This window comes from Pseudomonas sp. AKS31 (assembly GCF_023634765.1).
GTDB lineage: Bacteria > Pseudomonadota > Gammaproteobacteria > Pseudomonadales > Pseudomonadaceae > Aquipseudomonas.
In genome coordinates this window covers 1-26,879 of record NZ_JAMLFX010000012.1, presented here as the reverse complement: position 1 = coordinate 26,879, position 26,879 = coordinate 1, and the positions used below count along the sequence as shown (strand labels likewise).

The 26,879-nt window shown below is 62.1% G+C and carries 24 protein-coding genes; 21 read left to right on the top strand and 3 right to left on the bottom strand.

What is annotated here, in order from left to right:
* Positions 1–127 precede the first annotated feature (127 nt).
* Positions 128–1,027 carry a LysR family transcriptional regulator gene (locus tag M9827_RS22695; RefSeq protein ID WP_093439300.1) on the top strand — a complete coding sequence of 300 codons (900 nt, stop codon included), beginning with the start codon at positions 128–130 and terminating at the stop codon, positions 1,025–1,027.
* A 172-nt stretch (positions 1,028–1,199) separates the two neighbouring features.
* On the opposite strand, the gene M9827_RS22690 is transcribed toward M9827_RS22695, so the two are convergent.
* The 3 genes from M9827_RS22690 to gspG form a co-directional block, all read right to left on the bottom strand.
* Entirely contained in the window at positions 1,200–1,781 is a 582-nt protein-coding gene (locus M9827_RS22690) for a hypothetical protein (protein ID WP_250607220.1), read from the bottom strand.
* Between the two features lie 74 nt (positions 1,782–1,855).
* On the bottom strand, positions 1,856–3,043 hold the full coding sequence (locus M9827_RS22685; protein ID WP_250607219.1) for a type II secretion system F family protein: 1,188 nt from the start codon (positions 3,041–3,043) through the stop codon (positions 1,856–1,858).
* 14 nt (positions 3,044–3,057) lie between these two features.
* A complete protein-coding gene (gene gspG / locus M9827_RS22680) occupies positions 3,058–3,486 on the bottom strand; it encodes a type II secretion system major pseudopilin GspG (RefSeq protein ID WP_250607218.1) in 429 nt (142 codons plus the stop codon).
* A gap of 205 nt (positions 3,487–3,691) precedes the next feature.
* Between gspG and M9827_RS22675 the strand changes: the two genes are divergently transcribed.
* The 20 genes from M9827_RS22675 to M9827_RS22580 all read left to right on the top strand — a co-directional run bounded on the left by M9827_RS22675 (position 3,692) and on the right by M9827_RS22580 (position 26,275).
* Positions 3,692–4,300 (top strand): lytic transglycosylase domain-containing protein, encoded by a 609-nt coding sequence (locus M9827_RS22675; protein ID WP_250607217.1) that lies wholly within the window; start codon positions 3,692–3,694, stop codon positions 4,298–4,300.
* Between the two features lie 200 nt (positions 4,301–4,500).
* On the top strand, positions 4,501–10,332 hold the full coding sequence (mnxG, locus tag M9827_RS22670) for a manganese-oxidizing multicopper oxidase MnxG (protein WP_284676972.1): 5,832 nt from the start codon (positions 4,501–4,503) through the stop codon (positions 10,330–10,332).
* Positions 10,333–10,886: 554 nt separating this feature from the next.
* A complete protein-coding gene (locus tag M9827_RS22665) occupies positions 10,887–12,809 on the top strand; it encodes a YncE family protein (RefSeq protein WP_250607216.1) in 1,923 nt (640 codons plus the stop codon).
* Positions 12,810–12,823: 14 nt separating this feature from the next.
* On the top strand, positions 12,824–13,474 hold the full coding sequence (locus M9827_RS22660) for an SCO family protein (protein WP_250607215.1): 651 nt from the start codon (positions 12,824–12,826) through the stop codon (positions 13,472–13,474).
* Positions 13,471–14,091, top strand: a complete 621-nt coding sequence (locus M9827_RS22655; protein WP_250607214.1) for an SCO family protein — start codon at positions 13,471–13,473, stop codon at positions 14,089–14,091. The genes M9827_RS22660 and M9827_RS22655 overlap by 4 nt, the downstream gene beginning before the upstream one ends.
* A 9-nt stretch (positions 14,092–14,100) precedes the next feature.
* Positions 14,101–15,651 (top strand): ABC transporter substrate-binding protein, encoded by a 1,551-nt coding sequence (locus M9827_RS22650; protein WP_250607213.1) that lies wholly within the window; start codon positions 14,101–14,103, stop codon positions 15,649–15,651.
* 14 nt (positions 15,652–15,665) lie between these two features.
* A complete protein-coding gene (locus M9827_RS22645) occupies positions 15,666–16,427 on the top strand; it encodes a peptidylprolyl isomerase (RefSeq protein WP_250607212.1) in 762 nt (253 codons plus the stop codon).
* A 219-nt stretch (positions 16,428–16,646) separates the two neighbouring features.
* Positions 16,647–17,177 (top strand): response regulator, encoded by a 531-nt coding sequence (locus tag M9827_RS22640; protein ID WP_250607211.1) that lies wholly within the window; start codon positions 16,647–16,649, stop codon positions 17,175–17,177.
* Between the two features lie 81 nt (positions 17,178–17,258).
* Positions 17,259–18,965 carry a GspE/PulE family protein gene (locus tag M9827_RS22635; RefSeq protein WP_250607210.1) on the top strand — a complete coding sequence of 569 codons (1,707 nt, stop codon included), beginning with the start codon at positions 17,259–17,261 and terminating at the stop codon, positions 18,963–18,965.
* Positions 18,946–19,749 (top strand): hypothetical protein, encoded by an 804-nt coding sequence (locus tag M9827_RS22630; protein ID WP_250607209.1) that lies wholly within the window; start codon positions 18,946–18,948, stop codon positions 19,747–19,749. The genes M9827_RS22635 and M9827_RS22630 overlap by 20 nt, the downstream gene beginning before the upstream one ends.
* Position 19,750: 1 nt before the next feature.
* The gene (locus M9827_RS22625) at positions 19,751–20,296 is read left to right on the top strand and encodes a PilN domain-containing protein (protein WP_095120166.1); all 546 of its coding nucleotides are present in this window, start codon (positions 19,751–19,753) and stop codon (positions 20,294–20,296) included.
* Entirely contained in the window at positions 20,283–20,831 is a 549-nt protein-coding gene (locus tag M9827_RS22620) for a GspMb/PilO family protein (RefSeq protein ID WP_250607208.1), read from the top strand. The genes M9827_RS22625 and M9827_RS22620 overlap by 14 nt, the downstream gene beginning before the upstream one ends.
* The gene (locus M9827_RS22615) at positions 20,831–21,343 is read left to right on the top strand and encodes a hypothetical protein (RefSeq protein WP_250607207.1); all 513 of its coding nucleotides are present in this window, start codon (positions 20,831–20,833) and stop codon (positions 21,341–21,343) included. The genes M9827_RS22620 and M9827_RS22615 overlap by 1 nt, the downstream gene beginning before the upstream one ends.
* Positions 21,340–23,187 (top strand): secretin GspD/PilQ domain-containing protein, encoded by a 1,848-nt coding sequence (locus M9827_RS22610; RefSeq protein ID WP_250607206.1) that lies wholly within the window; start codon positions 21,340–21,342, stop codon positions 23,185–23,187. The genes M9827_RS22615 and M9827_RS22610 overlap by 4 nt, the downstream gene beginning before the upstream one ends.
* Before the next feature lie 2 nt (positions 23,188–23,189).
* Positions 23,190–23,663, top strand: coding sequence for a type II secretion system protein (locus M9827_RS22605; protein WP_194934686.1), 474 nt, complete (start codon positions 23,190–23,192; stop codon positions 23,661–23,663).
* Positions 23,664–23,668: 5 nt separating this feature from the next.
* Positions 23,669–24,043, top strand: a complete 375-nt coding sequence (locus M9827_RS22600; protein WP_150594830.1) for a type II secretion system protein — start codon at positions 23,669–23,671, stop codon at positions 24,041–24,043.
* On the top strand, positions 24,018–24,569 hold the full coding sequence (locus tag M9827_RS22595) for a type II secretion system protein (RefSeq protein WP_250607205.1): 552 nt from the start codon (positions 24,018–24,020) through the stop codon (positions 24,567–24,569). The genes M9827_RS22600 and M9827_RS22595 overlap by 26 nt, the downstream gene beginning before the upstream one ends.
* Positions 24,566–24,958 (top strand): curli production assembly/transport protein CsgE, encoded by a 393-nt coding sequence (csgE, locus tag M9827_RS22590; protein WP_250607204.1) that lies wholly within the window; start codon positions 24,566–24,568, stop codon positions 24,956–24,958. The genes M9827_RS22595 and csgE overlap by 4 nt, the downstream gene beginning before the upstream one ends.
* Positions 24,955–25,386, top strand: coding sequence for a curli assembly protein CsgF (locus M9827_RS22585; RefSeq protein WP_095047567.1), 432 nt, complete (start codon positions 24,955–24,957; stop codon positions 25,384–25,386). Before csgE ends, M9827_RS22585 begins: the two co-directional genes overlap by 4 nt.
* A gap of 28 nt (positions 25,387–25,414) precedes the next feature.
* The gene (locus tag M9827_RS22580; RefSeq protein ID WP_250607203.1) at positions 25,415–26,275 is read left to right on the top strand and encodes a CsgG/HfaB family protein; all 861 of its coding nucleotides are present in this window, start codon (positions 25,415–25,417) and stop codon (positions 26,273–26,275) included.
* Positions 26,276–26,879 lie beyond the last annotated feature (604 nt).

Below are 26,879 nucleotides of genomic sequence, written 5' to 3'. Positions count from 1 at the left end.
AAAGATCGCAGCCTTCGGCAGCTCCTACAGGTTTGGGGTTGTTTTTAAACCGTGAGCACAGATTAATGAGCTGCCTGAAAGTGAAAAAGCGGCTATAAAGCGTTTAACTGTCCACCAGAGAGTGACAATGAACCCGTTCGAAGACATGCGTATTTTTTGCCAGGTCATGGACTCCGGCAGCTTCACCTCCGCGGCTGATCAACTGGGCCTGTCCAAGCAGTTCGTGAGCCGACGCTTGATGCAATTGGAGGAGCGCCTTGGCGTGCGGTTGTTGAACCGCTCGACGCGGCGCCTGGACGTGACGCCGCTGGGGCAGAGTTATTACGAATCGGCGTTGCGACTGTTGGGTGAAGTCGAACAAGTGGAGCAGGGCATCGCCGGGCAAACCGCCGAGCCACGCGGGACGATTCGCCTGAGTGCGCCGCTGTCGTTTGCCGTGGCGCATCTGGGGTGTCTGCTGCCGCTGTTCTTGCAGCGCTATCGCGAGGTTACGGTAGAGGTCGATCTGAGTGATCGGCCGGTGGATTTGCTCGGTGAGGGCTACGATCTGGCGTTGCGCATTGGCGTGCTTGAAGACTCGACCCTGATTGCCCGGCGCATTGCGTCGATCGAGCGGGTGTACTGCGCCAGTCCGGCGTACCTCGCCGAGCGCGGCACGCCGCTCAAGCCTGAAGATCTGCACAGCCATGACTGCCTGCCTTACGGCCATGGGCGTTCGGTGCAATGGCGGTTTAATGCGGGGCAGGGCAAGCCGCTGTTGGTCAATGTCACTGGACGCATGCGCGTGAACAACGGCGAGTTGCTCAGGGATGCGGCGGTACAGGGGATGGGGATTACCTATTTGCCGACGTTTATTGTTGGCGCGGCGTTGAAGGATGGCCGGCTGGTGCCGGTGCTGGATGATCTGCGCCCGGAGCCGCTGACGTTATCGGCGGTGTATCCGCAGCATCGTCAGGCTTCAAGGCCGGTGCAGGCGCTGGTTGAATTTTTGCGTGAACGGTTGAACGAGAGCCACGTCGCCCTCTGAGCCTTACGCACATCAAAACTGTAGGAGTGAGCCTGCTTGATCTGCGTATGCCACAAGACCCTGTGGGAGCTGGCTTGCCAGCGATGGCGGCGGGGCAGGCAGTACAACTTTTCCTGATCGGGCCTCATCGCTGGCAAGCCAGCTCCCACAGGTTTTGTGGTGTTTTTAAAAATCAGTTGGCGCGCTTGTCATCGCCCGGCTCGCCGCCGACATGTACGCCACGATCATCGCCGACTTCGCCTGCAGCATGCACGCCACGATCATCACCGACTTCGCTCGCGCGGTGGACCCCGTGGTCATCACCGACTTCACCGGCGCGGTGGACGCCATGGTCATCCCCCGCTTCGGCGTGCGTGCCGCTGCGGCCGGATGAGGCGCTGTCGCCCGAGTGTCCGGAGCCGTGGTCGCTGCCGCTGTGGCCACTGTTGCCGCCACCGCCACCGCTGCCACCGCTGCCACTGTTGCCGCCGCCATGACCGCCACCGTTGCCACCGCCACTACCACCGCCGCTGCCGCCATGACCGCCACCTCCACCGCCGCTACCGCCGCCGTTGCCGCCATGACCACCACCTCCACCGCCACCACCGCCACCGCCACCACTTCCGCCTCCACCGCCACTACCTCCACCACCACCGCTCCCCCCATCCTTGGCATGAGCACTGGACACGCCCGACACACTGTCCGGAATCAGCACCGTAGACGCCGACAGAACTGCGCCGATGGCCATTGCGAGCACGAGCTTTTGAATGTGCATATCGTTCTCCGTCTTTGTGGTTTTGTTGGGAACGTAAAAGTGCATTGTTGCAGGGACCGGACCCGTTCCCGCGGTCAGTGAATACTCGACGCCAATTCGAAAATCGGGATGTACATCAGAATCACGATGACCCCGATGAGCAGGCCGATGAAGGTCATCAGCAGCGGTTCGAACAACTTCACGAACCACTCCAGCCAGCGGCTGATTTCCTCGTCGTAGAAATCGGCGCTACGCTCCATCATCTGCCCGAGGTTGCCGGACTGCTCGCCGGCGCGCAGCAGGCGCAGGGACACCGGTGTCACCAGGTGATTGAGTTCCAGCGCGGTAGACAGCGACTGTCCCTCGCGCACCCGCTCGCAGGCCTGATCCAGCCGCGTCCGCGAAGCGACGGTGAGCAAGCCACGCACCATGGCCATGGCGGTCACCAGCGGAATCCCGCCTTGCAGCAGAATCCCCAGCGACCGATAAAACCGTGCCAGTTCATACATGAAAATCCGTTGATGGACGGCCGGCAGTTTCTCCACCAGCCGATCCAGCCCACGGCGAAACGCCGGTTGCTTTTGCAGCACGGCGAGGGCGATGACCAGCGCCGCCAGCGCGCCGAAGAACTCCGCCTGATGCGCATGTAAAAACATCCCGCTGCTCATCAGCACCTGCGACAGCCACGGCAGGTTATTGCCCAGCCCTTCAAACACCAGGCTGAAGCGCGGCACCACGTAACCCATCAGGAACAGCACCACGCCACCGCCGACGATCAGCAACAGCATCGGGTAGATCGAGGCGCTGATGATCTTCTGCCGCACCTCGTCCATGCGCTGGCGATAACTGACGTAGCGACCCAATGCATCGCCGACCGCGCCGGTTTTCTCGCTGGACTGCACCAGCGCCACGTACAACGGCGGGAACACCGCCGACAATTGGCCCAACGCCTGCGAGAAGGATTTGCCCTCGTACAGCAGGCGCACCAGCTCACTCAAGGTTTTCCGGGCAGCGGGGGCGGTTTCTTTTTCGGCGAGGCTTTCCAGCGCATCGATCAAGGGCAGGCCGGCATTGAGCAGGGTGGTCAGTTCCTGGCTGAACAACACCAGGTTGAATGTCTCGCGCTGGCGCAGTTTCAGCGAACGCCAATGCTTGTCGGCGTGCGCGCTGAGCACGCGCAATCCCTGATCTTCGGCGATCCGCCGCGCCTCGCTGTCGCCGGGTGCCTCCACACTCAAGGACACCACCCCAGCCTTGCCAACCGCTTTCACATGAAATCGCATGGGCCGCGCTCCGTTTACTGCCAGTTGGTCACTTCGGCGTTTTCACCTTCGCCGCCAGGCTGGCCGTCCTTGCCCATCGACAGCAAGTCGTACTCGCTGTTTTCGCCCGGATAGCGGTAGGCGTAATTACGTCCCCAGGGATCCTGCGGCAGCTTTTTCTGCAAATACGGTCCCGTCCATTTCGCCTCGTCGCTCGGTGCGGTGACCAAGGCCTGCAAGCCCTGTTCGGTGGACGGGTAGTGACCGACTTCCAGCCGATAGATATCCAGCGCTTTGCTCAACCCTTCGATCTGCGCTTTGGCCACTTTCACTTCCGAGCGACCGAGTTGGGCGAAGTATTTCGGCGCGACGATCCCGGCCAACAGGCCGAGTACCACCAGCACCACGAGCAATTCGAGCAGGGTAAAACCGCGTTGGCCACGCGGACTAAATTGCAGCTTCATGATGACCTCCCGTGAGTGGCAGCCGTGTCGCCTGAAGGGCTTATGCAATTGCCATGCTCAGCCTCACTGAAAACCTGTTGATTGGCTGAAGCCCTTGTAAAACGGGCATTTCAAGAGTCGGCACAGTGCTTGCATATGGCTCAAACGTGATCGGCCATTGGGGCATTTCCCCCAATTTATCGGGGTCGATCCGGGGAGGCCCGACATGAAATTTCTCGCCAGCGGATTGCTCGGCTGTGTGCTGCTCAGCGGCGCCGCGCAAGCCGATGTGTTCATCTCCGTGGACGCCAAGGGCAGCTATGTACTGTCCAACGTTCACCGACCCGGACGCACCTACGAACGGGTGATCCGCGAGGCTGAAGCCTCGGTGGTCAGCCTCGATCAACAGCCGCAAATGATCGCCAACCAGCCCTACGCGGAACTGGTGTCGGCGGCGGCCAAGGTCAATCAATTGCCCGAGGCGCTGCTGCACGCGGTGATCAACGCCGAATCCCGTTACAACCCCGGCGCCACTTCATCCAAAGGCGCAGGCGGGCTGATGCAGTTGATGCCCGACACCGCCCGCGAGCTTGGCGTGACCGATGTCTACGACCCCAAGGCCAACATCCAGGGCGGGGCCAAATACCTCAAGCGTCTGATGACCCTGTTCGACAACGACATCGCCCTCGCCGTGGCGGCCTACAACGCCGGGCCCGACGCAGTGCTCAGCCGTGGCCGGGTCATTCCACCGTTCGCCGAAACCCAGCGGTATGTGCCGAATGTGTTGCGCCAGTACCGGCGTTTGCAGGGCCTGGCCATGGATGCGCCGTTGTGAGTCCAACCCGGTTTTCCCCACTTTCGGGGCCAACCGGATAGACCCGAAAAATGGGGAAAAAGGGTGGGGAATATCCCCCGGATTCTCAAGTGCTCGCGGTAACTGATTGAACGCTAATGAAATTTTTTGTGGCACGGGGCTTGCTCCGGGGCATTTGTCGAGAAGTGTTCCTGCGAGCACCCACTACGAGGTTACTGATCATGGTTGGCATCCATCACCCTCCGTCTCTGTTGAACTGGCTGCTGATTCTGGCTTCGATGCTCAGCGTCGAACTGGCCGGCGCGGCCGTGCGTTGCGAGCGCAACCTGGTGGCCAACGTCGTCGCCTTCGATCAACCGCTGATGTTCAACCGCCTCGGTGCGCAGAACATCAACGGCATGATGTACGCCCTGCGCCGCGATGTGGTCGATGAGCATGAGCAGTCGCTGGCGTACGGTGGCGCTGCGGTGCCGGGCAAAGTTTCGCTGCGTCCGGACAAGCGTCCACGGCCGCTGGTGTTGCGCGTGGCCGCCGGGGATTGCCTGACGATCAATCTGCAGAACCTGCTGGACTATCAGGCCAACCCCAACAAGCACTTTGAAAACGAGGGCGAGGAGGAGGGTGCAAACGCCAACGGCGCGGAGGACTTCAAAGTCGACGAGCAGGTCGCCGACCGTCACGTCGGTTTCCAGGTCAACGGCCTGCAGGCGGTGAACAGCATCGATGACATTTCCTCGTTCACCGGCCGCAACGCCAACAGTCTGGTGCCACCGGGTGCGAGCCGTTCCTACACCTTGTTCGCCGAACGAGAAGGCGCGTTTGCCGTCAGCAGCCGTGGCGCGACGTTTGGCGGCGAAGGCGCGGCCGGCAACGTTGCCAATGGCTTGTTCGGCCAGGTCGTCGTCCTGCCCAAGGGCGGTCGCAGCTATCGCAATACCCTCACCGAAGAAGAAATGCGCCTGGCCACGACTGGCCGCGCACCCACCGGCCAACCGATCGTTGATTACCAGGCACGCTACCCGCAGCGCGAACCGTGGTTGCGTGAAGGCAAGGCCGGCACACCGATCATCAACATGGTCGACGGCAGTGAAATCATTTCCAGCGAAAGCGATGCGATCGTCATGGGTAGCAACGCCGACGGCAGTTTTCCATCCAGTACCTATCCGCTGGAATCGATGGGCAAACGCAACCCGGCGATCCCCAACCGCTTGGAACCGTTCCGCGATTTTGCCTCGCAGTTCCAGGACGAAACCGCCGCCACCCAAGCGTTCCCGGCGTATTGGGCCGACCCGGTGATGGCCCATGTGCTGGAGCCGACCCGCGACTCGTTCATGATCAACTATGGCTCCGGCGGCATGGGCGCCGAAGTGGTCGCCAACCGCTTGGGCGTGGGGCCGATGCACGATTGCCTGTCGTGCGCCTATGAAGAATTCTTTCTCAGCTCGCACACCGTCGGCGATGTGGCGATGCTGGTGGATGTGCCGGCCAACACCGGGCTTGAGAACATCGCCCCCGGCCAGATACCGCGCGCCGATCAGATCGGCGTGAAAGCCACCATGGCCCTGTATCCGTCGGAGCCGTCGAACGTCAACCACAGCTACATCGGTGACTTCGTCAAATTCCGCAATACCCACAATGGCCATGAGCAGCACATCTTCCACCTGCACGGCCATCAGTGGCTGTTCAACCCCAACGACGACAACTCCGACTACGTCGACGCGCAAGGCATTGGCCCAGGCGCCGGTTACACCTATGAAATCGCCAACGGTGGTTCGGGCAACCGCAACCGCGTGGCCGGCGATGCGATCTATCACTGCCATTTCTATCCGCACTTTGCCCAAGGCATGTGGGCCATGTGGCGGGTGCACGATGTCTTCGAAGAGGGCACTCGACTCGATGTTTCGCAGCAGGGCGCCGACGGTTACCACAGCGAACCGTTTGCCTTGCGCAGTGGCAAACCGGCGGCGGGGGCACGGGCCTTGCCCGATGGTGAAATAGTCGCCGGTACGCCGATTCCGGCCATCGTGCCGCTGCCCGGCAAAGCCATGGCGCCGATGCCCGGCAAAGTGGTGGTGGTGCCGAAAATCGGTGAAACCCTGGTTGCCGGCAATGATGACGACGAGGATGAAGAAGAGGGCGATGACGACGGCGAGCACCATGGCGGCAACGCCGGCGGTCAAGCCATTGGCTCGCTGGCGCTGGTCGATCGCAGCGAAGCCAACCGCAATGCCGACGGCAGCCTGAAAAACCCTGGCTATCCGTTCTGGATCGGCGGCATGGAAAGCTCGGTCGGCCAACGTCCGCCAACCCCGCCGCTGGACATGCTCGACGCCGCCACCGCGCAATCGCTCAAAGCCAGCGGCAAAGCGCTGTGGGCCAACCTCGACCCGGCGCAATCCGGTGGTTGGGATGGCGGTTTGCAACGGCATGCACTTGACGGCGTCTCGGCGGGTGGCGAAGCCCACACCGTGACTACTTCGCTGGATTTCTCCAAGGAAGTCACCCGCGCCAAACCGATTTACCTGCCGGAAGAAGGCACCGAAGTCGAACAAGCCGCGATGGCTTTCCACGCGAAAAAAGACCATCCAAGCTATGCCTTGCTGCCCGGCAATCAAGTGGTGGCCAAGGCGTTCCGCACCAACGGTGCCTTGCCGATGGCGGGTGCGCCGTACTACGAACCGTGCATGGATGACCGGCAAAAACGCCTGACCGCCAGCGCCGGTAGCGGTGAATTCGCCAGCGGTGAACGCATCGACGGCATGTCCTTCGTCGGCGCCTCGAGCTTCACCGCCGACCGCCCACGGATCTACAAAGCCGCCAACATCCAGTTCGACGCGGTCTACAACAAGGTCGGTTATCACTTTCCGCAGGCGCGCATTCTCGCGCTGTGGGAAGACGCCTGGCCGGTGATCACCAAGCAACGTCCACCAGAGCCGCTGGTGATGCGCATGAACACTTTCGATTGCGTGCAATACCAGCAAACCAACCTGGTGCCGGCCACCTATGAGATGGACGACTATCAGGTGCGCACGCCGACCGATGTGATCGGCCAGCACATCCACTTGCCGAAATGGGATTTGACCTCGGCGGACGGCTCGTCCAACGGCTGGAACTACGAGGACGGCGTGCTCTCGCCCGGCGCCGTGCAGGAACGCATTCACGCGATCCGCGAGTTTAACCAGTGCGCTGGTACCGACCCGCGCGACGGCACTCAGGCCTGCCCGAAAGCCAAGAACCATCCGTTCTTCGGCCAATACGGCCGCGCTGACTGGCTCGGTGCGCGCACGGCGATGCAGCGCTGGTTCGTCGACCCGGTGGTCAACGCCAAAGGCGTCGATCGCGGCCTCGGCACCATCTTCACCCACGACCACTTAGGCCCATCGACGCATCAGCAGATTGGACTGTACGCGACTGTGCTTGCCGAGCCGGCCGGTTCCACATGGTTCCACGCCGAAACCGGCGAGCCTTTGTACAGCGGGGCGCGTCAGGATGGCGGCCCGACCTCGTGGCAAGCGGTGATCAACACCGGTGACCTCGATGGCGATGGCAAGAACGACAGCTTCCGCGAGTTCTTCCTCGAATACAGCGACTTCCAGCACGCCTATGAAGCTGGCGTCTATGTGGGGGCTGGTCCTAACGGCGTGCCGAATGCGCAAGCGTTCCCGGCCACCGCCGACAGCTTCCGCTACGCAATCAATCCGCCAGTGCGCAACAACGCCAGCAACTTGCTTGAAGGTGTACTGGAAGTGCAGGGCGGTCAGGTCCCGGGCTGCCCGAGCCGGCCATGTCCGCAGGCGATTTCGGTGGATGACCCGGGCATGTTCGTCGTCAACTATCGCAACGAACCGCTGGCTCTGCGCGTGTACGACCCGAACAAGGTCGGTCCGGACGGCAAGCGCGGCATGCAGGCCGACGGCCTCGGTGGCGATCTGTCGTTCGCCATGCAAAGCCGTACCGACCGGGCGATCCCGGCGATGAACCTGGCGCCGAATCTGCTCACCTCGGCGACCGGCCCAACCGGTGGCACCACGCTGTTCCCGCCGCACATCAACAAGGGCGGCGCCGAACCGGGTGATCCGTTCACGCCGATGCTGCGCACCTACACTGGCGATAACGTGCGGCTGCGGGTGCATGCCGGCGGCCATGAAGAAGAGCACAACGTCACCCTGCACGGTGTGAAATGGCTGCAGAGCGGTTCCGGTTTCGGTAACAGCTCCAACTCCGGCTGGCGTGCGTCGCAGATGATCGGCATCTCCGAGCAGATGGGCTTCATTGCGCCGGTGTCGATGCTCTCCAGTTCGGCGGCGACCACGGGCGATTATCTGTACTCGATGGACGCTTCGATCGAAGGCTACTGGAGCGGTATCTGGGGCGTGATGCGCAACTACACCGCCAAACGCGCCGACCTGTTCGCCATCCCGAACAACCCGAGCCCGGCGGGCATGCGCAACACCGTGGCGTTCGAGGGCAGTTGCCCGCGCTATGGCGCCAACCCTAATGGCATTGGCACCCGGCCCACTGTGCAGCGCAACTATGAAGTAGTCGCGGCGCTGGCTAATGACATCCTCGGCAATGCGCTGGGCCTGACCATCGGCGATCCCGAAGGGCTTGGCCAGCATGTCGGCGGGCCGCTCAATCCAGCGGGCGGCACCCTGGTGCTGAACTCGCGCACGGTGAGCATTCCACAAGTCACCGTGACGGATCCGGAGGATGGCGAAACCATCACCATCGGCGGGCAGAGCGGGCCGCTGCATGATCCGACGGCGATTCTGTATGTGCGTAAATCCGATCTCGATCCGCTCAGCGGCAAGCTCAAACCCGGCATCCCGGTGGAACCGCTGGTGCTGCGCGCAGCGGCGGGGGACTGCATCAACATCACCCTGGAAAACCGTTTGCCGAGCGTGATGCCTGACCTGACCCAGACTGCGGTGATGCAAGGCATGGTCAAGCGTGATCGCAACAGCGGTCTGGGTTCGACCACCTTCAGCAACAACCTGATGCGGCCGTCCAGCCACGTCGGTCTGCATGCACAACTGCTGGCCTACGACATCACCAAATCCGACGGCGCCAACGTCGGCGCTAACCCGATCCAGACCGTGCCACCGCGTGTCGGCAGCAGCGGCGCGTACCCGACCCGTACCTATCAGTACTACGCCGGGCACCTGGAGCGTGAAGGCAAACCGGTGACGCAACTGGGCCGCAGCGTCGACAACATCAACGCCACGGCGGTCGAGTTCGGCGGTTTGAACATCACCCCGGCGGACGTGATCAAGCAGCCGCAAAAAGGCCTTGGCGGGGCGATGAGCATCCTGCCGATCGGCGCAACCTGGGTTGACGATGCGCGCAAGGTCAACGCCACGGTCACCGCGCCTGGGCAAACCAGCTACCGCGACTTTGCGATGGTCTGGCACAAGGCGTTGAACACCCGTTGGGCCAATGGCCGGCCGGTGGAGGGGATCGCCGCTGAGGGCTTCGGCGTGCCGACCGATCCGCAGGACAACTCGAGCATGGCGATCAACTACAAGACCGAACCGCTGTGGTATCGCTTCGGCCTCGCCCCGGATGCACCGTTCGGCCATGCCGATGGCGCGGGTTACGGCGACATGGTCAATGCGCACATGGCTTACAGCAATGCGCTGGTCGGTGGCGATCCGCAGACACCGGTGCTGTATGCCAAACCCGGGCAGCCATTGCGTATGCACATTCTGATGCCGAGCGGTGGCAGTCGCGGCACCACGTTCCAGCTCGACGGGCATGTCTGGTCGGTGAACCCGTTCCAGGCCGAGAAGAGCGATACCGGGGGTTATCCGATGGGCACGCCGGGCGTGGGCTCGGTGCGCTTCGGCTACAACCCGATGTCGATGTACATCGGCGCCCACGAAAGCATCCTGCCGGCCGCGCACTTCAGCTTCATGATCCCCAGCGCCGGCGGCAGCAATGCGATCCCGGGGGACTACCTGTTCCGCGACTACGCCGCCTACGGCAACACCTCCGGTTTGTGGGGCTTGCTGCGCGTGACCAACGAACCGGAGCCGGCACCGCAGGGGCAGTAGAAATAGGTGCAACGACAATATCCCTGTGGATGCAAATCCTTGTGGGAGCTGGGGTGCCAGTGAGTTTGACGGGCTGGATAAAAAACCTGTGGGAGCTGGCTTGCCAGCGATGACGGCGGCGCAGGCGCAATTGATGTGACAGGAAGGACGCCATCGCTGGCAAGCCAGCTCCCACAAAGGGCCAGGTGTGGCAATGAGATTGCGGCATGAATGCAAAACCTGTGGGAGCTGGCTCTCCAGCGATGACGGCGGCACAGGCGCCATTGATGTGACAGGAAGGACGCCATCGCTGGCAAGCCAGCTCCCACAAGGGGCCAGGGGTGCCAGTGAGATTGACGGGATGGATACAAAACCTGTGGGAGCTGGCTTGCCAGCGATGACGGCGGCACAGGCGCCATTGATGTGACAGGACGGACGCCATCGCTGGCAAGCCAGCTCCCACAGGGTCTGCGGTGGGCAGTGAGGTTGCGGGATGAATGCAAATCCCATGTAGGAGTGAGGGTAGGCAGTGAGGGCGGCAGTGGTTGGAAGTGAATGTTACAGGGGAGGGTGGTATGAACAGGATCATCAACATCATCGGTATTTGCACGCTGGCCCTGACCGGGGCGTTGCTGACGCTGAGTGAGATTGCCCTGGCGCAAACGGGGGCCAGTCAGATGCTGAACCGTGATGGCGTGGCGGTGGATTTCAAGCTCAAGCCACTGGCCGCCGACGGCAAACTGCGCGAAGGCGAATTCGCCGATGTGCAGTTCCGCGTCACCGACAGCGCTTCCGGCCAGCCGTTGTCCGGGGTAGCGCCGGGTGCCTGGGTCGATCCGCAAACCCTCGCCGCCGATCAAGCCCAGGGCCGTGACCAGAGCTGCAAGGCCCGGGTCGGGGTGTTTCTCAAATCCAACATCGGTGCGCGGCCGTTGCTCGACCTCAACAGCTATTTCCTGCTGGTGATGAACCGCGACGCCAGCATTGCCGTGGTCGATCCGTCGGTGTCAGTCGGCGGTATCACCAGCACCCTGGCGCGGATCGAACTCAAGCAGCCACCGATGGACTGGGTCACGCCCAAAGACAATAAACGCGTGTTCGTCTCGATGCCGACGGCCGGCGAAGTGGCCGTCATCGACAGCGAGCAATTCAAAGTCCTCGACTCGATCGCCGCCGGCAGCCAACCCGTACGCGTGGCGCTGCAACCGGATGAACGTCTGCTGTGGGTCGGCAACAACGCCAGCAAAGCCAATGAGTCCGGGGTGACGGTGATCGACAGCCAAAGCCTCAAACCCCTCAAACATCTGCAGACCGGGCGCGGCCACCACGAAATCAGCTTCAGCAAGGACAGCCGTTTCGCCTTTGTCAGCAACCGCGACGATGGCACCGTCAGCGTGGTCGACATTGCCAGCCTGAACATCGTCCAGCAGATCAAAACCGGCTCGCATCCCCTGTCAGTCGCCTATTCGCCACTGTCCGGCGCGGTGTATGTGGCCGACGGCAAGGACGGCACCGTCACCGTGATCGACGCCAGTACTCACACCATTCGCCGGGTGATCAAGTTGCAACAAGGACTCGGCCCCATGGGCTTCAGCGCCGACGGCCGCTTCGGCGTTGTGCTCAACACTTTGGAAAACCGCGCCACGGTCATCGACGCCGCGACCAACAGCGCCATCCATGATCTGGACGTCAGCGCCGAACCCTACCAAGTGGTGTTTACACAGGCCTACGCCTACATCCGCGGACTGGCTTCGCCGAAAGTCACCATGATCAACCTGTCTTCCTTGGGCGAAGGCCGCCAACCGATCAGCCAGGGTTTCGAGGCCGGCCCGCAAGCGCCGCGCCTGGCCGGGGATTTACCGCTGGCCTCAAGCCTGGCGGTGTCGCGCGACGACAACGCGGTGTTCGTGGTCAACCCGGTCGACAACACCACTTACTTTTACGCCGAAGGCATGAACGCGCCGATGTCCGGTTACCCCAACCGTGGCCAGATCGCCCGTGCCGCCATGGTCATTGACCGCAGCCTGCGCGAAGTCTCGCCGGGGCTCTACAGCGCGCGGGTGAAGCTGCCGGCGGCGGGGCGCTTTGACGTGGCGTTTCTGCTCAACCAGCCGAACATCATTCACTGCTTTACCGCGCAGATTGACCCTGACGGCAAACCGCAAAAACACCTCGGTCAGCCGAAAGTCGAGTTCCTTCTCGACAAGACTGCCGTGACGCTCAACGCCCCCTACGTCGTGCGCTTCCGCATCGTGCAAGGCAAAGACAAAACCCAGCGCAGCGGTGTGAAAGACGTGCAACTGCGCTACTACCTCGCACCCACCTCGCACCCGCGTGAAGTGGCGGCGCTGGAAGTCGCCGACGGCGTGTACGAAGCGCCGATCACCCTCGACCGCAGCGGCGCCTGGTACCTGCATGTGCGTGCGGCATCGTTGGGCGCCGGTTTCGATGACAAGACCTTTGCCAGTGTTCGGGTAGCCCCCGGCCAGGCCCGTTGACGAGGAGTTTCAACATGAACCGATTTGCATCCAGTGGCCTGCTGACCCTGTGCCTGTTGAGCCTCGGCGTTCAACACGCCAACGCCCATTCGACAGACGAACACGCCGGGCACAAGGCCCCGGCCAGCAGTACTCAAGAGCACGCTCAGGTGAAATTCGCCAACGTGCCGCTGCTCGACCAGACCGGCAAAACCGTGCGCCTGGAGCAGGATCTGGTGCAGGGCAAAATCGTCGTCATGAGCTTTATCTACACCAGTTGCACCACGGTGTGCCCGGTGGTCTCGTCGATCATGGGCAAGGTGCAGAAACAACTCGGTGCGCGCGTCGGCGAAGAAGTGCAACTGGTGTCGATCAGCATCGACCCGCAACGTGACGACCCGAAACGTCTGCAGGATTATGCGCGCACCTTCCAGCGCGGCCCGGGCTGGAGCTGGCTGACCGGCTCGCCGCAGTCGATCAATGAAACCCTCAAAGGCCTCGGCAATTTCAGCGGCGACTTCAAAAATCACCAGCCGCTGATCCTCGTCGGCGATGGCAACAGCCGCCACTGGATGCGCTACTACGGCTTCACCGATCCGGCACTGCTGGCCAAGGAAGTGGAAAAACTCAGCGGCCTGCGCACCCACGCCAAACACACCGCCATCGCCATGGAGCAACAGCCATGAGACTGCTCGACTGGATCTCCCTGACCGTGTGCTTCTGGATTCTCGGTAACGTCGCGTTCGCTCACGAAGACCACATCTCTGAGCCGCCAGCCGCCGTGGTCGCCGCGCCGGCCAAAGGCACTCACGACGCGAAAACCTGGTTCACCGACACGCTGTTGCAGGATCAAAATGGCGAAACCCTGCGCTTCTACAGCGATGCACTGCAAAACCGCGTAGTGCTCCTCAACGTCATTTTCACCAGTTGCAACGATGCCTGCCCGCTGATCACCCAAAAGCTCAAAGAAGTCCGCGAGTTGTTGGGCGACAAGGCGCCAGACATCACCTTCATTTCCCTTACCAGTGACCCGCTGCGCGACACGCCAGCGGTGCTCAAGGCTTACACCTTGAAGCAGGGTTCCGATGACCCTCATTGGCTTTTTCTTACTGGCGACAAAGCGCAGATGGACCTGGTATTGAGCCGCATCGGCCAGATCGTACCGACGCCCGAGCAACATTCCACGCAGCTGATCGTCGGCGATGTCGCCAATAAACGCTGGAGCAAAATCCGTCCCGACGCTCCGGCCGCCGCCATTGCCCAGCGCTTGCAGTTGCTGACAATGCCCGTGGCCGGCCGCTGAGTTCGCGCCATGAACCTGAGCGGTGTACTCGTCCTGATCCTGCTCGCTGGCGTCAGCCTTGGCGCGAGCGCTGCGCCGTTGACTGCGGAAGAGGCAGCGGGCAAGCGCCTGTACCGCCAAGGCCTGTCGGCCAGTGGCGAAGCGATCATGGCACGGGTTGGCGCGGCGGACGTGTTGCTGCCGGCAACCAGTCTGCCGTGCGCCAATTGCCATGGCGCCGATGGTCTCGGCCGGCCTGAAGGTGGCGTGCGTCCCCCCGAGTTGAACTGGTCGCGACTGACCAGCACTTACGGCCAGCAACAGGTCAACGGCCGCAGCTATCCGGCCTACAGCGAGAGCACTCTGGCCACGGCGATCGAGCAGGGCCGCGACCCCGGCCACAATCGCCTCGACCCGAGCATGCCGCGCTTTCTGCTGCCGATGAAAGATCAGCGCAACCTCACCGCCTATCTCAAACGCCTCGCCGATGAGCGCGACCCCGGCCTCGATGCCGAGACCTTGCATCTGGGCACCTTGTTGCCCAGTCAAGGGCCGCTGGCCGAGGAGGGCGCGACGGTGGCGGCGGTGCTCAACGGCAGTGTGGCGCGGATCAATCAGGATGGCGGCATACATGGTCGGCAACTGCGCCTGACGGTGATCGATCCCGGCCCGGATCGCGCCAGTGCCGAACAAGCCTTGCAGCAGTTGATCGAGCAAGAACAAGTGTTCGCGTTGATCGCGCCGCTGGCGCCGGCCCTCGACAGTGACTTGGGGCTGCGCCTGGAACAGGCCGGCGTGCCGCTGATCGGGCCGATGTCGATCCTCGGCACCCTGCAGGCCAGTCCGCAGATTTTCGAGCCATTGCCCGGATTGCGTGAACAGTTGATCGCGTTGGCCGATTACGCCACGGCGAGTTTGCGCGTGCTGCAAGGGCCGACGCTGATTGCCTATCCCGATGACCCGGCACAAACGCTGGCCGCGCAAAACCTCGGCCAGTATTTGCAGGATCACGGCTGGCAAAAAGTCCAACTGCAAGCCTATGACCCGACGGCAGAGGCGCTACCGCTGGGTTCGCGCTCGGTGTTTTATCTGGGCAATGGCGGCGGCTTCAGTCGTCTGGCGACGCGGCTGCAAAGCGCCGGGCAAGTGCCGTATCTGTTTGCTGCCTCCAGCCAGGTGGCCGGCGACCTGCTGCAAGTCCCCGACGGATTCACCCGGCGGGTATTTCTCGCCTATCCATTCGTGCCCAGTGACTGGACCCAGACCGGACGCATGGCCCTGACGTTACTGCGTGAAGGCCAGGGCCTCGGCGCCCAGCACGCGGTGCTGCAAGTCGGCGCCTACGCCTCGATGTTGCTGCTCAGCGAAGGCATGAAACAGGCGGGCCGCGACGCCAGCCGCGAGAAACTGGTGGCGGCGCTGGAAGGTCTGCACGACTTCGATACCGGCCTGACCCCGCGCCTGAGCTTCGGCCCCGGTCGACGTCTGGGTTTGAGCGGTGCACACGTGGTCACTGTGGATTTGCCCGATCAGCGTTTCTATCTGGTCGCGCCCTATAAACCGATTGTTGCCAGCCCCTGAACGGAGGGCCGATCATGAAACTCACAACGCTGATAGTGCTGCTGACCTGCTGGCTGCCGCTGGCGTGGGCCAATAACGAACCGGCCGTGGCGCGAGTCAACGGCGAGGAGATTTCCGGGTTTCGCTTTGAGCGCTTCTTCGCCGAATACCTGGAAGATCAGGGTCGCGCCGTGGCGAGCATTCGTAATCCCAAAGCCTATAAACAGCTGCGCCAGGCAGCACTGCAAGCGCTGATCGACAAAGAGCTGCTGTGGCAGGAAGCGCAAAAGCGCGGGCTGCAGATCGACGATCAAGTGGTGCTTCAGCAAGTCGAGCAGACCCGCAGTGCTATCGGCGGCACGGATAAATTCGTCCGACGCTTGCAGGACGCCGGTTTCGATGAGGCGTCCTTCACCGAATACACCCGCCGGGAAATGGCAGCGCAGCAGATGTTCGCCGAGCTGATCCGCGCCAATACCTTGCAACCCCGCCATCTGTTGATCCGCGTGCCCGTGCAAGCGGATGCAGTCACAGTTGCTGCAGCGCGTCTACGCTTGATGCAAATGCGCGCGCCGATTGCCGAGGTCGCGACGTTTGCCAGCCAACCGGTGCGCTCACCGTTCGGCTGGCATGTGATTTATTTACCGAACCACCTGGAGGCCGCCGATGTCCCAGATTTGCAGGGGCTGGACACAGTCAGGGCGCAGCTCGCCCGACAACAACAGACCCAGGCTCGTCGTCAGGTGCTCGCGCAGTTACGGGTGCAGAACAGGATCGAACGAATTGACGACGACTGAAGGTTCCCCCCCAATAGTGGGGAATGGCTTCGATGCCCATTCAGGTGCTTCCCCGTTTCTGGGGAACGGGGTACCGGGAGGAGCGGGCATTGTCATTAAATTCAAGGACATGAAGACATAAAAGTACCGGCACTCAGCCTGGCATGAAGTGTGCGTTACCCCTGGTAAGGCGCACTCTCAGGGCGGGGTCATCGGACCTGCTGTTTCAAGGAGTCGACCTTGGTTAACAAAGTACTGGTTGTCGAAGACGAACAGCTGCTTGCGCGAAACCTTCAGGACTATCTGTCGGCGCAGGCGCTGGACGTCAAGATTGCACATGACGGAGCGACGGCTATCGGTTTGGCCGAAACCTTTGCTCCCGACGTGCTGGTGTTCGATTACCGCTTGCCTGATATGGAAGGCTTTGAGGTGCTCGACGCGTTCCGCCAGAACAGGACGTGCCATTTTGTGCTGATAACGGGTCACCCGACCGCTGAAGTCTGTGAGCGGGCGCGGCAACTGCAAGTCAGCCACATCCTGTTCAAACCGTTTCCCTTGGCGGAACTGGCCCGAGCTGTCTGCGACCTTCTGGGCATCAAGCGCGAAGCGAAACCCGGTGCGAGCCCTTCCGAAGGGTTTGTCGAACGACGCCAGAGCAGGACCGAGAGCTTCCCGTTGCAGTTGTACGATGGCAGTTGGGTGTTGGCGGATCGGCGACGACAGTCGCACGCCATGGCACCGGACGACGATCAAATGCTCACCGGGGAGTAATGGCGCGATCAGACGTTCCGGCACTTGCCGCCAAGGTTTGCCGCGCCGACAGGGCTCTGAGCCCCGGTTGGAGAGCAAGCCATGGAACGTCTGTCCGTTGTCGTCGAACCTCTGCTGGCGCCGAGCGCGCCGGAACGCTTTTCCAGTGAACAGCTTGCCCAGGCCCGGGCGCGGGCCGCCACCTCCGGCGAACGCGTGCTTGAAGCCCTCGGCGTGCTCTGTGAACTGGCGCCGATGCCGTTCATTCACACCCTCGGCGCCACCCTGCATTACCCGGTACTCGACACCGACAGCCTGTTTCAAGCGACGCCGGTATTCGACCGGGTCACCCTCGCACAATGCCTCAAACGTGAGTTCATCCTGCTGCGCCACCATGACGAAGTCATCGGTGTATTCGCCGACCCCTTCGATCCGGCGCGCCTGGCCTGGATCGACGATTGCCTGCACGGCGCGCCGCTGCATCTGGTCCACGCCGATGACCTCAAGGCCTATCTGGCTCGCCACGAAGAAAGCTTCCACGCCGTCGAATCGCTGAACGCCCAAGGCGACACGCACAATGAAATCGACACCCTGCAAAGCCTGTCGCTGACCAGCATCAGTGAAGACGCCAGCAGCGTGGTGAAACTGGTCAACTCGACCCTGTACGACGCGCTGAAAATGCACGCCAGCGACATCCACCTCGGCACCACCGGCCATGGCCTGGTGATCAAGTACCGTATCGACGGTGTGCTCAACAACATCAGTAAAGTCCAGGGCAACGAGTTCGCCGAACAGGTGATCTCGCGGGTCAAGGTCATGGCTGAACTGGACATCGGCGAGAAACGCGTGCCCCAGGACGGGCGCTTCAAGATTGGCATCAGCGGTCGCCAGATCGATTTTCGCGTATCGATCATGCCGAGCATCTTCGGCGAAGACGCGGTACTCCGCGTGCTCGACAAACAGGATCTGGCCGACAAGGTCTGCGGCGTGCAATTGCAGGCGCTGGGCTTTGAAGACGAAACCCTGCGCCAGTTGCGCCGCCTTGCCGCCGAACCCTACGGCATGGTGCTGGTGACCGGCCCGACCGGCAGCGGCAAGACCACCACGCTGTACGCGATGATCACCGAGATCAATCACGGCGTGGACAAGATCATCACCATCGAAGACCCGGTTGAATATCAACTGCCGGGGGTGCTGCAAATCCCGGTCAACGAGAAAAAAGGCCTGACCTTCGCCCGCGGGCTGCGCTCGATCCTGCGCCACGACCCGGACAAGATCATGGTCGGCGAAATCCGTGACCCGGACACCGCGCAGATCGCCGTGCAGTCGGCGCTCACCGGTCACCTGGTGTTCACCACCATCCACGCCAACAACGTTTTCGACGTGATTGGCCGCTTCACCCAAATGGAAATCGACCCGTACAGCCTGGTCTCGGCGCTCAACGCGATTCTCGCCCAGCGCCTGATTCGACTGGTGTGCAGCAGTTGCAGCGCGCCGGTCAATCCGAGCGATGAAGAACTGCGCGCCTCGGGTCTCGATCCACAGAAAGTTGATCACTACCACTTCGTCCACGGCAAAGGCTGCGGCCACTGCCGGGGCAGCGGCTATCGCGGGCGTACGGCGATTGCCGAGCTGCTGCACCTCGACGACGAGTTGCGCCAGATGATCGTCGAGCGCCAACCGATCACCCAGATCAAAGCCCTGGCCTGCGCCCGTGGTTTGCGCCTGCTGCGCGAATCGGCGCTGGAGCTGGTGGAACAAGGTCGCACCACGCTGGAGGAGATCAATCGTGTCACTTTTATCGCGTGAGCGTTTTGTCGCCGTGCTCGGCGCCAGCGGTGTTGGCTTGGGTCAACGGCGCGGCAGCGACACCCTGTGGCTGGGCAGCGTCGGATACATCGACGAAGGCTTCCAGAGCTACGCGGTGGCGCTGGACACCCTCGACCGCCTGCTCGGCGAACACGCCCGTGCCGGTGCTGAATTGAGCGTGGTGATTTCCGGACACTTCAGCCGCTTTTGCCTGGTGCCATGGAGTGCGCAGATCAGCAGCCCGGAAGAACTGCGCGGCTTCGCCCAACTGTGTTTTGAAGACCTGTTTGGCGCTCCAAGCCAAGCGTGGAGCCTGGTGCTGTCCGCTGAACCGGCCGGTTACGACCGCATCGCCAGCGCCTTGCCGCAAGACTTGCTCGAACGTCTGCGCACGCTGGTCAGCGGTCGCGGTTTGCGCCTGCGCTCGGTGCAGCCGTACCTGATGGCGGCGTTCAACCGCTTCGACAAAAGCCTCGATGCCGGCGACTTCCTCTTTGTCGTCGCCGAGCCGCAACGCAGCGTGTTGTTGCTGGCAAGGGAAGGGCGCTGGGCCGGGGTGCGTTCGGTGGGCGGCAGCGACAGCGACGTGGCGTTGAATGCCCTGATCGGTCGTGAACGGCAGCTGCAAGCGTCGACCAGCGAACGTGCCTTCAACGTTTATCTGCATGCACCGGCGCGCCTCGACGCGCATCCGGCTGTGGCGGGTGTGCAGCTGCGCACCCTCGAAGACGCCTCGATGACCGTGCGTGACGGCTTGTACGTCATGTCCCGGGCGGTGGCCTGAGATGCGCGCCCTTAACCTCGATTTTCAGCCGCGCCCACGTTCCGGCCCATTGGGCTGGAGCCTGCTCGGCGGCGGTGTACTGCTGGCGCTGCTGTGCTTCGGCGTGCAACAGCACCTCGACGCGCACACCGAACAGCAACAAGGCCACCTGCAAACCACTCAGCGTCAGCTCACCGGCGACAGCGGCGCCAAGTCCACCCTGAGCCCGGCGGAAACCCGTGAGCAAGCGGCAAACCTCGCCGAGATGCGCAAGGTCTCGCAGCAACTGCGCCGGCCGTGGGAACGCCTGTTCGCCATGCTCGAAGCGATGCCGCGCGATGACGTCGCGCTGCTGACCCTGACCCCGGATGCGCGCAAAGGTCAGGTTCGAATCAGCGCCGAAGCGCGGGATCTGCAAGCGATGCTCGACTTCCACAAACGTCTGGAAGCCAGCGACGAGCTGTCCGACGTGTCGCTGCTGAGCCACGAAATCGTCGTCAAATCGCCGGAGCAACCGGTGCAATTCAACCTGTCGGCGACTTGGGAGATTGGCGATGCGAATCCCTAGACTGATCGTCCACGAATACCTGCAAGGCCTCGGCATTCCAGGCCTGGCCGGGCTGGCGCTGCTGCTGGTTGCCGTGGCCTGGGCACTTGGCGGTTTGTTGCCGGGCTGGCAATCGTTGCAGCACCTCAGCCAGCAGACTCAGGAAGCCACCGCGTACCTGGCCAAGGTTGAAGACGGCAGTATCGCGCCGCCGGTGGTGCCGCAACGTCAGCTCGACGACTTCCGCAACAAACTGCCGGCGCAGCCGCAAGCTACCGTCGCCATCGATCGCATCTACGCCCTCGCAGCCCAGGAGCACATCACCCTCGCGCGCGGCGAATACGCCCTCGGCGTCGACCCGAAAACCCATCTGGCGCGCTATCAAATCCTGTTGCCAGTACGCGGCAGCTACCCGCAACTGCGCCGTTTCCTGCACGCGTTGCTCGGCCAGTTGCCGGCGGTGGTGGTGGAAGACCTTGAGTTGCAACGCAAGAAAATTGGCGACACCGACCTCAACGGCCGGATCCGTATGACCCTTTACCTGTCGAGGTCGTGATGAATACCAAGCGCGTGACAGGCTGGCTGGCGTTCTTCGGCGTGACGGCGGCACTGGCGTGGTTGCCGGAGTATTTCTCGCCAAGTGATGACGCCGATTCCAACGAAGTGGCCGTCGTCACGCCGGGGAAATCCCGTGGCGCGCTACCGGCCAGCATCGCCAAGGCCAAGGATGCGCCGATCAAGGACCTGAGCCCGGCCGGCGACCTGTTCGCGGCCAAAACCTGGAAAGCTGCGCCAACCCTGGCCACGGTCACCGAAATTGCCATCAATCCAGCAACTGTGGTGCAAGCCCCGAGCCTGCCACCGGTGCCGTTTCAGTTCGTCGGCAGGCTGCATGACCGCAGCGACCTGCAAGTGTTTTTGCAGAACGGCGAAAAGATCTACGTCGTGCGCAACGGGGATGTGATCGACGATACCTGGAAGATCACCGGCATTTCCGATCTGGAATTGAGCCTGGTTTACCTGCCTTTGCATTTGTCGCAGACCTTGTCTGTGGGGAGTACGCAATGAACCGTTCCCGTTTGCTGATGAGCCTGGGCCTGTGTGCCGGGCTGGCCGCGTGCAGTTCCGCACAAGTGGCCAACAAGGAAGCCGCCGACCTGATTGAACAGGGTCAGTACGAGGCGGGGCTGGCCCGGATCGAGGAAGGCCTGCGTGAAAATCCCCGCGACACCGAACTGCACTTGCTGCTCAACAGCGGTCGGGCCAAGGCAATCACCGCGCTGCTGACATCCGGCGACACCGACCGTTCGCGCCGCGACTTCGCTTCGGCCCGCACCGCCTACAACCGCGTGTTGACCATCGAACCGAACAACCGCCGCGCCCAGGATGCCCTGAAGCAGATGGACTACCTGCGCAGCATGGACGAGAAACTGGAACTGGCCCGTGGCGATCTGCGTCGCGGCGACATATACGGCGCTGATCGCCAGGTCAAACAGATCCTCGAACTCGACCCGAACAACGAAGGCGCGCTGGCGCTGCAAGGCAACATTCGCCTGGTGCAGAGCCGCAACGTGATTGTTTATCCGCAACTGCGCACCAAGCTTGACCGCCCGGTGACCCTGGAATTTCGCGACGCCAATCTCAAGACCATTTTTGAAGTGTTGTCGCAGGTCGCCGGGCTGAATTTCATCTTCGACAAAGACCTGCGCCCGGACATGAAAGCGACGATCTTCGTGCGTGATGTGCGCATCGAAGACGCCGTGACATTGCTGCTGCAACAGAACCAGTTGCACCAGAAAGTGGTGAACGAAAACACCTTGCTGATCTATCCGGACTCGCCGCAGAAACTGAAGGATTACCAGGAGCTGGTGATGCGCACTTTCTACCTGACCAGCATCGACGCCAATACCGCGCTGAACATGGTCAAAACCATGCTCAAGACCCGCGACGTGTTCGTTGACGAACGCCTCAATACCCTGACCATGCGCGACACCGAAGACGCCGTGCGCATGGCCGAAAAGCTCTTGCAATCGCAGGACCAGTCCAACCCGGAAGTGGTGCTCGAGGTGGAGGTGATGGAAGTCGCCACCCAGCGCATTCTCGACCTTGGCCTGCAATGGCCGAACACCTTCGGCGTGGTCAACAGCGACGGTTCGGCGGTAACCCTGCTTGATCAACTGAAAGGCATCAACTCCAGCCGCATCTCGATCTCGCCATCACCGCAAGCCAAGATCAACGCGCAGGACAACGACATCAACACCTTGGCCAGCCCGGTGATTCGTGTCAGCAACCGTGAGCAGGCGCGCATCCACATCGGCCAGCGCGTGCCGATCATCAGCGCGACCTCGGTGCCGTCGACCCAAGGCCCGGTGATCACCGAAAGCGTCACTTACCTCGACGTCGGTCTGAAACTCGAAGTGCAACCGACCGTGCACCTGAACAACGAAGTGGCAATCAAGATTGCTCTGGAAGTGAGTAACGCCACGCCGCTGGAACCCACCCGTCAGGGCACGATCCCGGTACAGGTCGACACCCGCAACGCGCAAACCTCGCTGCGCTTGCACGACGGCGAAACGCAGATACTTGCAGGCCTGATGCGCAACGACCACGGCGCCACTGGCAACAAGATTCCGGGCCTTGGTGACATTCCCGGGCTGGGCCGCCTGTTCGGCAGCAACAAGGACACCGTCGGCAAATCGGAACTGGTGCTGTCGATCACTCCACGGATCGTGCGCAACCTGCCGTATCAGAGCCCGTCGGACATGGAGTTCTCCACCGGCACCGAAACCAGCATGCACATTCAGGCACCGGATCGTTCGCAGAGCTACGTGATGCCGTCGCCTGCCGCGCAGCCGCGTGCAGTCGGTGAATCGGCCGTGGCCACCACCCGCGTCACTGTCGAGAAGCCTTGATCATGAACGCCTCCCAACGCGGTTTCACCCTGATCGAAGTCGTGGTGACGCTGGCCCTGATCGGCCTGTTGGCGAGCATGGCCGCGCCCCTGACCGAGACCCTGGTGCGGCGTGGCAAGGAGCAGGAATTGCGCAATGCGCTGTATCAGATCCGCGACGCTATCGACGCCTACAAACGCGCCTTTGATGCCGGTTACATCGAGAAGTCGCTGAACAGCAGCGGCTACCCGCCGAACCTGAAGGTGCTGGTCGAAGGCGTGCGCGATGTGCGCAGTGCCAAAGGCGCCAAGTTCTACTTTTTACGCCGCATCCCGCGCGATCCGCTGGTGCCGGCCAAACGTGATGACGAAGGGGGTTGGGGCGTGCGCGCCTACAACAGTTCGGCTCAGAACCCGCGCGATGGCGAGGACGTGTTCGACGTCTACTCCCACGCCCGGGGCAAGGGCCTCAACGGCATCGCCTACCGCGAGTGGTGAACCTCATGCGCCGGGAAAAAGGTTTTACCTTGCTGGAGCTGATGGTGGTGATGGCGATCATCGCCACGCTGATGACCATCGCCCTGCCGCGCTACTTCAACAGCCTTGAAGCGTCGAAGGAAACCACCCTGCGCCAGAGCTTGTCGGCAATGCGCGAGGCGCTGGATCACTTCTACGGCGACACCGGGCGTTATCCGGATTCCATCGAGCAACTGATCGAGCAACGTTACCTGCGCAATGCGCCACTCGATCCGATCACCGAACGCAAAGACCAGTGGGTGCTGATCGCGCCACCGGACGGCGTCGCCGGTGGCGTGGCCGACATCAAAAGCGGTGCTACCGGGAGGGCGCGTGATGGCAGCCAGTATGCCGAGTGGTAACCGCGCGCAGCAGGGTGGTTTCACCTACCTGGGCGTGCTGTTCCTGATTGCGGTGATGGGCATGGGCCTGGCCAGTGTCGGCGAGTTGTGGTCGACCGCTTCGCGTCGTGACCGTGAACGCCAGTTGCTCTGGGTTGGCACTCAGTACGCACAGGCGCTGCGCAGTTATTACCGCAGTTCGCCGGGGCTGGCGCAGTACCCGAAAGAACTGGCGGATCTGCTTGAAGATCAGCGTTTTCCCGAGGCCAAGCATCACCTGCGTCAGCTCTATCCGGACCCGATCGGTCAGGGTGAATGGGCGCTGCAACGCGGTTTCGACGGACGCATCACCGGCCTCAACAGTCCTTCGACCGAGCTGCCCTTGAAGCAGGCGGACTTCCCGACGCAGTGGTCGGATTTCGAAGGCATGCAGCGTTATTCGGACTGGCAATTCGTGGCAGAAAAAGCCTTTCTCGGCGGCACTGGCACTAGTAGCGGGGGCCCGGCCAAAGGCCAGTCGAATCTGCCACAGGCGTTGCAGCCATGATTCGCCAGTGGTGGTGCGCGCTGATTGTCACCGTGGCGGCGTGCTGTGCTCAGGCCGGTGAAGAAGACGAAATGATGGGCTTCATCGTCGACGACACGATCTCGCACATCGGCCACGACTTTTACTACTCGTTCAGTGAACGCCTGCGCGACACCAGCCCGATGGATTTCAACCTGGTGGTGCGCGAGCGCCCCGACGCGCGCTGGGGCAGCCTGGTGACCGTGGAATATCAGCAACGCCTGGTGTATCGGCGCTTCCTGCCGCCGAACACCGTGGAACTGAAGGACGAGGCCTATGCGGCCGCCGACTGGGTTCGACGCCAGGTTGTCCAGCGCAAGCTGGAGGCTCTGTTGCAGGACACCACCGACCTCGAGAAGGACGAACTATGAACAGCACAACGTTCTCACGGCGCAGCGGATTCTGGATCTCGGGGTTGTTGATCGGGCTCGCCAGCGCTGCCGCTGTCCAGGCCACTGAACTGGTCTACACGCCGGTCAACCCGTCGTTCGGTGGCAACCCGCTCAATGGCACCTGGCTGCTCAACAACGCACAGGCGCAGAACGATCACGACGATCCGGACATCCAGAGCCGTTCGGCGGTGGCCGGCACCTCGGCGCTGGAGCGCTTCACCAGTCAATTGCAATCGCGGCTGCTAGGGCAGTTGCTGGACAACATCTCCACCGGCAACACGGGGAGCCTGTCCACCGACTCTTTTATCGTCAACGTCATCGACGACTCCGGGGCACTGAGCATTGAAGTGACCGATCGAGCGACCGGTGAGGTTTCGGAAATTCAGGTGAACGGCCTCAACCCATGACGGGCTGACGGTTCCGGGGAGAGCGGACATGAAAAAGATCATCGCGCTAGGGCTGATGTTGGCGACATTACAAGGGTGCAGTCTGCGCGAGCCGATGCCGGCCGAACAGGACACCGAAACCCCGACCCTGACCCCCAGGGCTTCGACTTACTACGACTTGCTGAAGATGCCACGGCCCAAGGGTCGGTTGATGGCGGTGGTGTACGGCTTCCGTGACCAGACCGGGCAGTACAAGCCGACGCCGGCGAGTTCGTTTTCCACCAGCGTGACCCAGGGCGCGGCGTCGATGTTGATGGACGCGATGCAGGCCAGTGGCTGGTTCGTGGTGCTGGAACGGGAAGGGCTGCAGAACCTGTTAACCGAACGCAAGATTATTCGCGCGTCGCAGAAGAAGCCGAATACGCCGGTAAATATTCAGGGTGAGCTGCCGCCGTTGCAGGCGGCGAACATGATGCTCGAGGGCGGGATCATCGCTTATGACACGAATGTGCGTAGCGGTGGGGAAGGGGCGCGCTATCTCGGGATCGATTTGCAGCGTGAGTATCGGGTGGATCAGGTGACTGTGAACTTGCGTGCGGTGGATGTGCGCAGTGGGCAGGTGTTGTCGAATGTGATGACCAGCAAGACGATTTATTCGGTGGCGCGCAGTGCGGGGATTTTCAAGTTTATCGAGTTCAAGAAGTTGCTTGAGGCTGAGGTTGGGTATACGACGAATGAGCCGGCGCAGTTGTGTGTGTTGTCGGCGATTGAGGCGGCGGTGGGGCATATGGTGGCGCAGGGGATTGAGCGGCGGTTGTGGCAGGTGGCGGGGGACGCTTCTGTGCCTGGGCAGGATGATGTTTTGAATCGGTATTTGAGCCAGAACAAGGTTGATCCGGAGGCGGAGTGAACGTGGCGGCCTTCGGGCCGACCAGGTTCTGGTTGGGCAGTGAGTTCTGGTTGACCGGGTACATATCCGTTTCTGCGGTAACGGCTGCTTAGGGTTCCGCCCTTACGGCGAGTCACCTTTTCCAAACGCCGAAAAGGTAACCCAAAAAGCTTGCTCCTGCGTGCGGCCCGCTCGCTGGGGCTCGGGGTTCCTTCGCAGCGGGATCGATCCGGGCGCAGCGTCTACGGTTTGCTTCGCTGCACCTCCTCTCGCTGTGTTTGGCTGCGCCAAACGGTCGCTGCGCTCCCACGCCCGGATCAATCCCTACGCTCAGCCTTCCGATGTCGCCCGTGGATCAAGATCAAGAGCAGGCGAGCTGACACTCGGCCTATTGAGTGGTGAAGAGCGTGGGTGTTCGGCTTTTGATTTGCGTTGTTGCTGCCCCTCACCCCAGCCCTCTCCCGAGGGAGAGGGAGCCGATTTTTGGGCCTTTCAAAATCTGAGTTCGACTCGGTATTTCACGTCGGCGTATCTCTACCAAACCACTCGGTCAGTCCCCTCTCCCTCCGGGAGAGGGCTGGGGTGGGTAAAGACCGGGTACATCCTTTACGTTTGAGACCGGGGA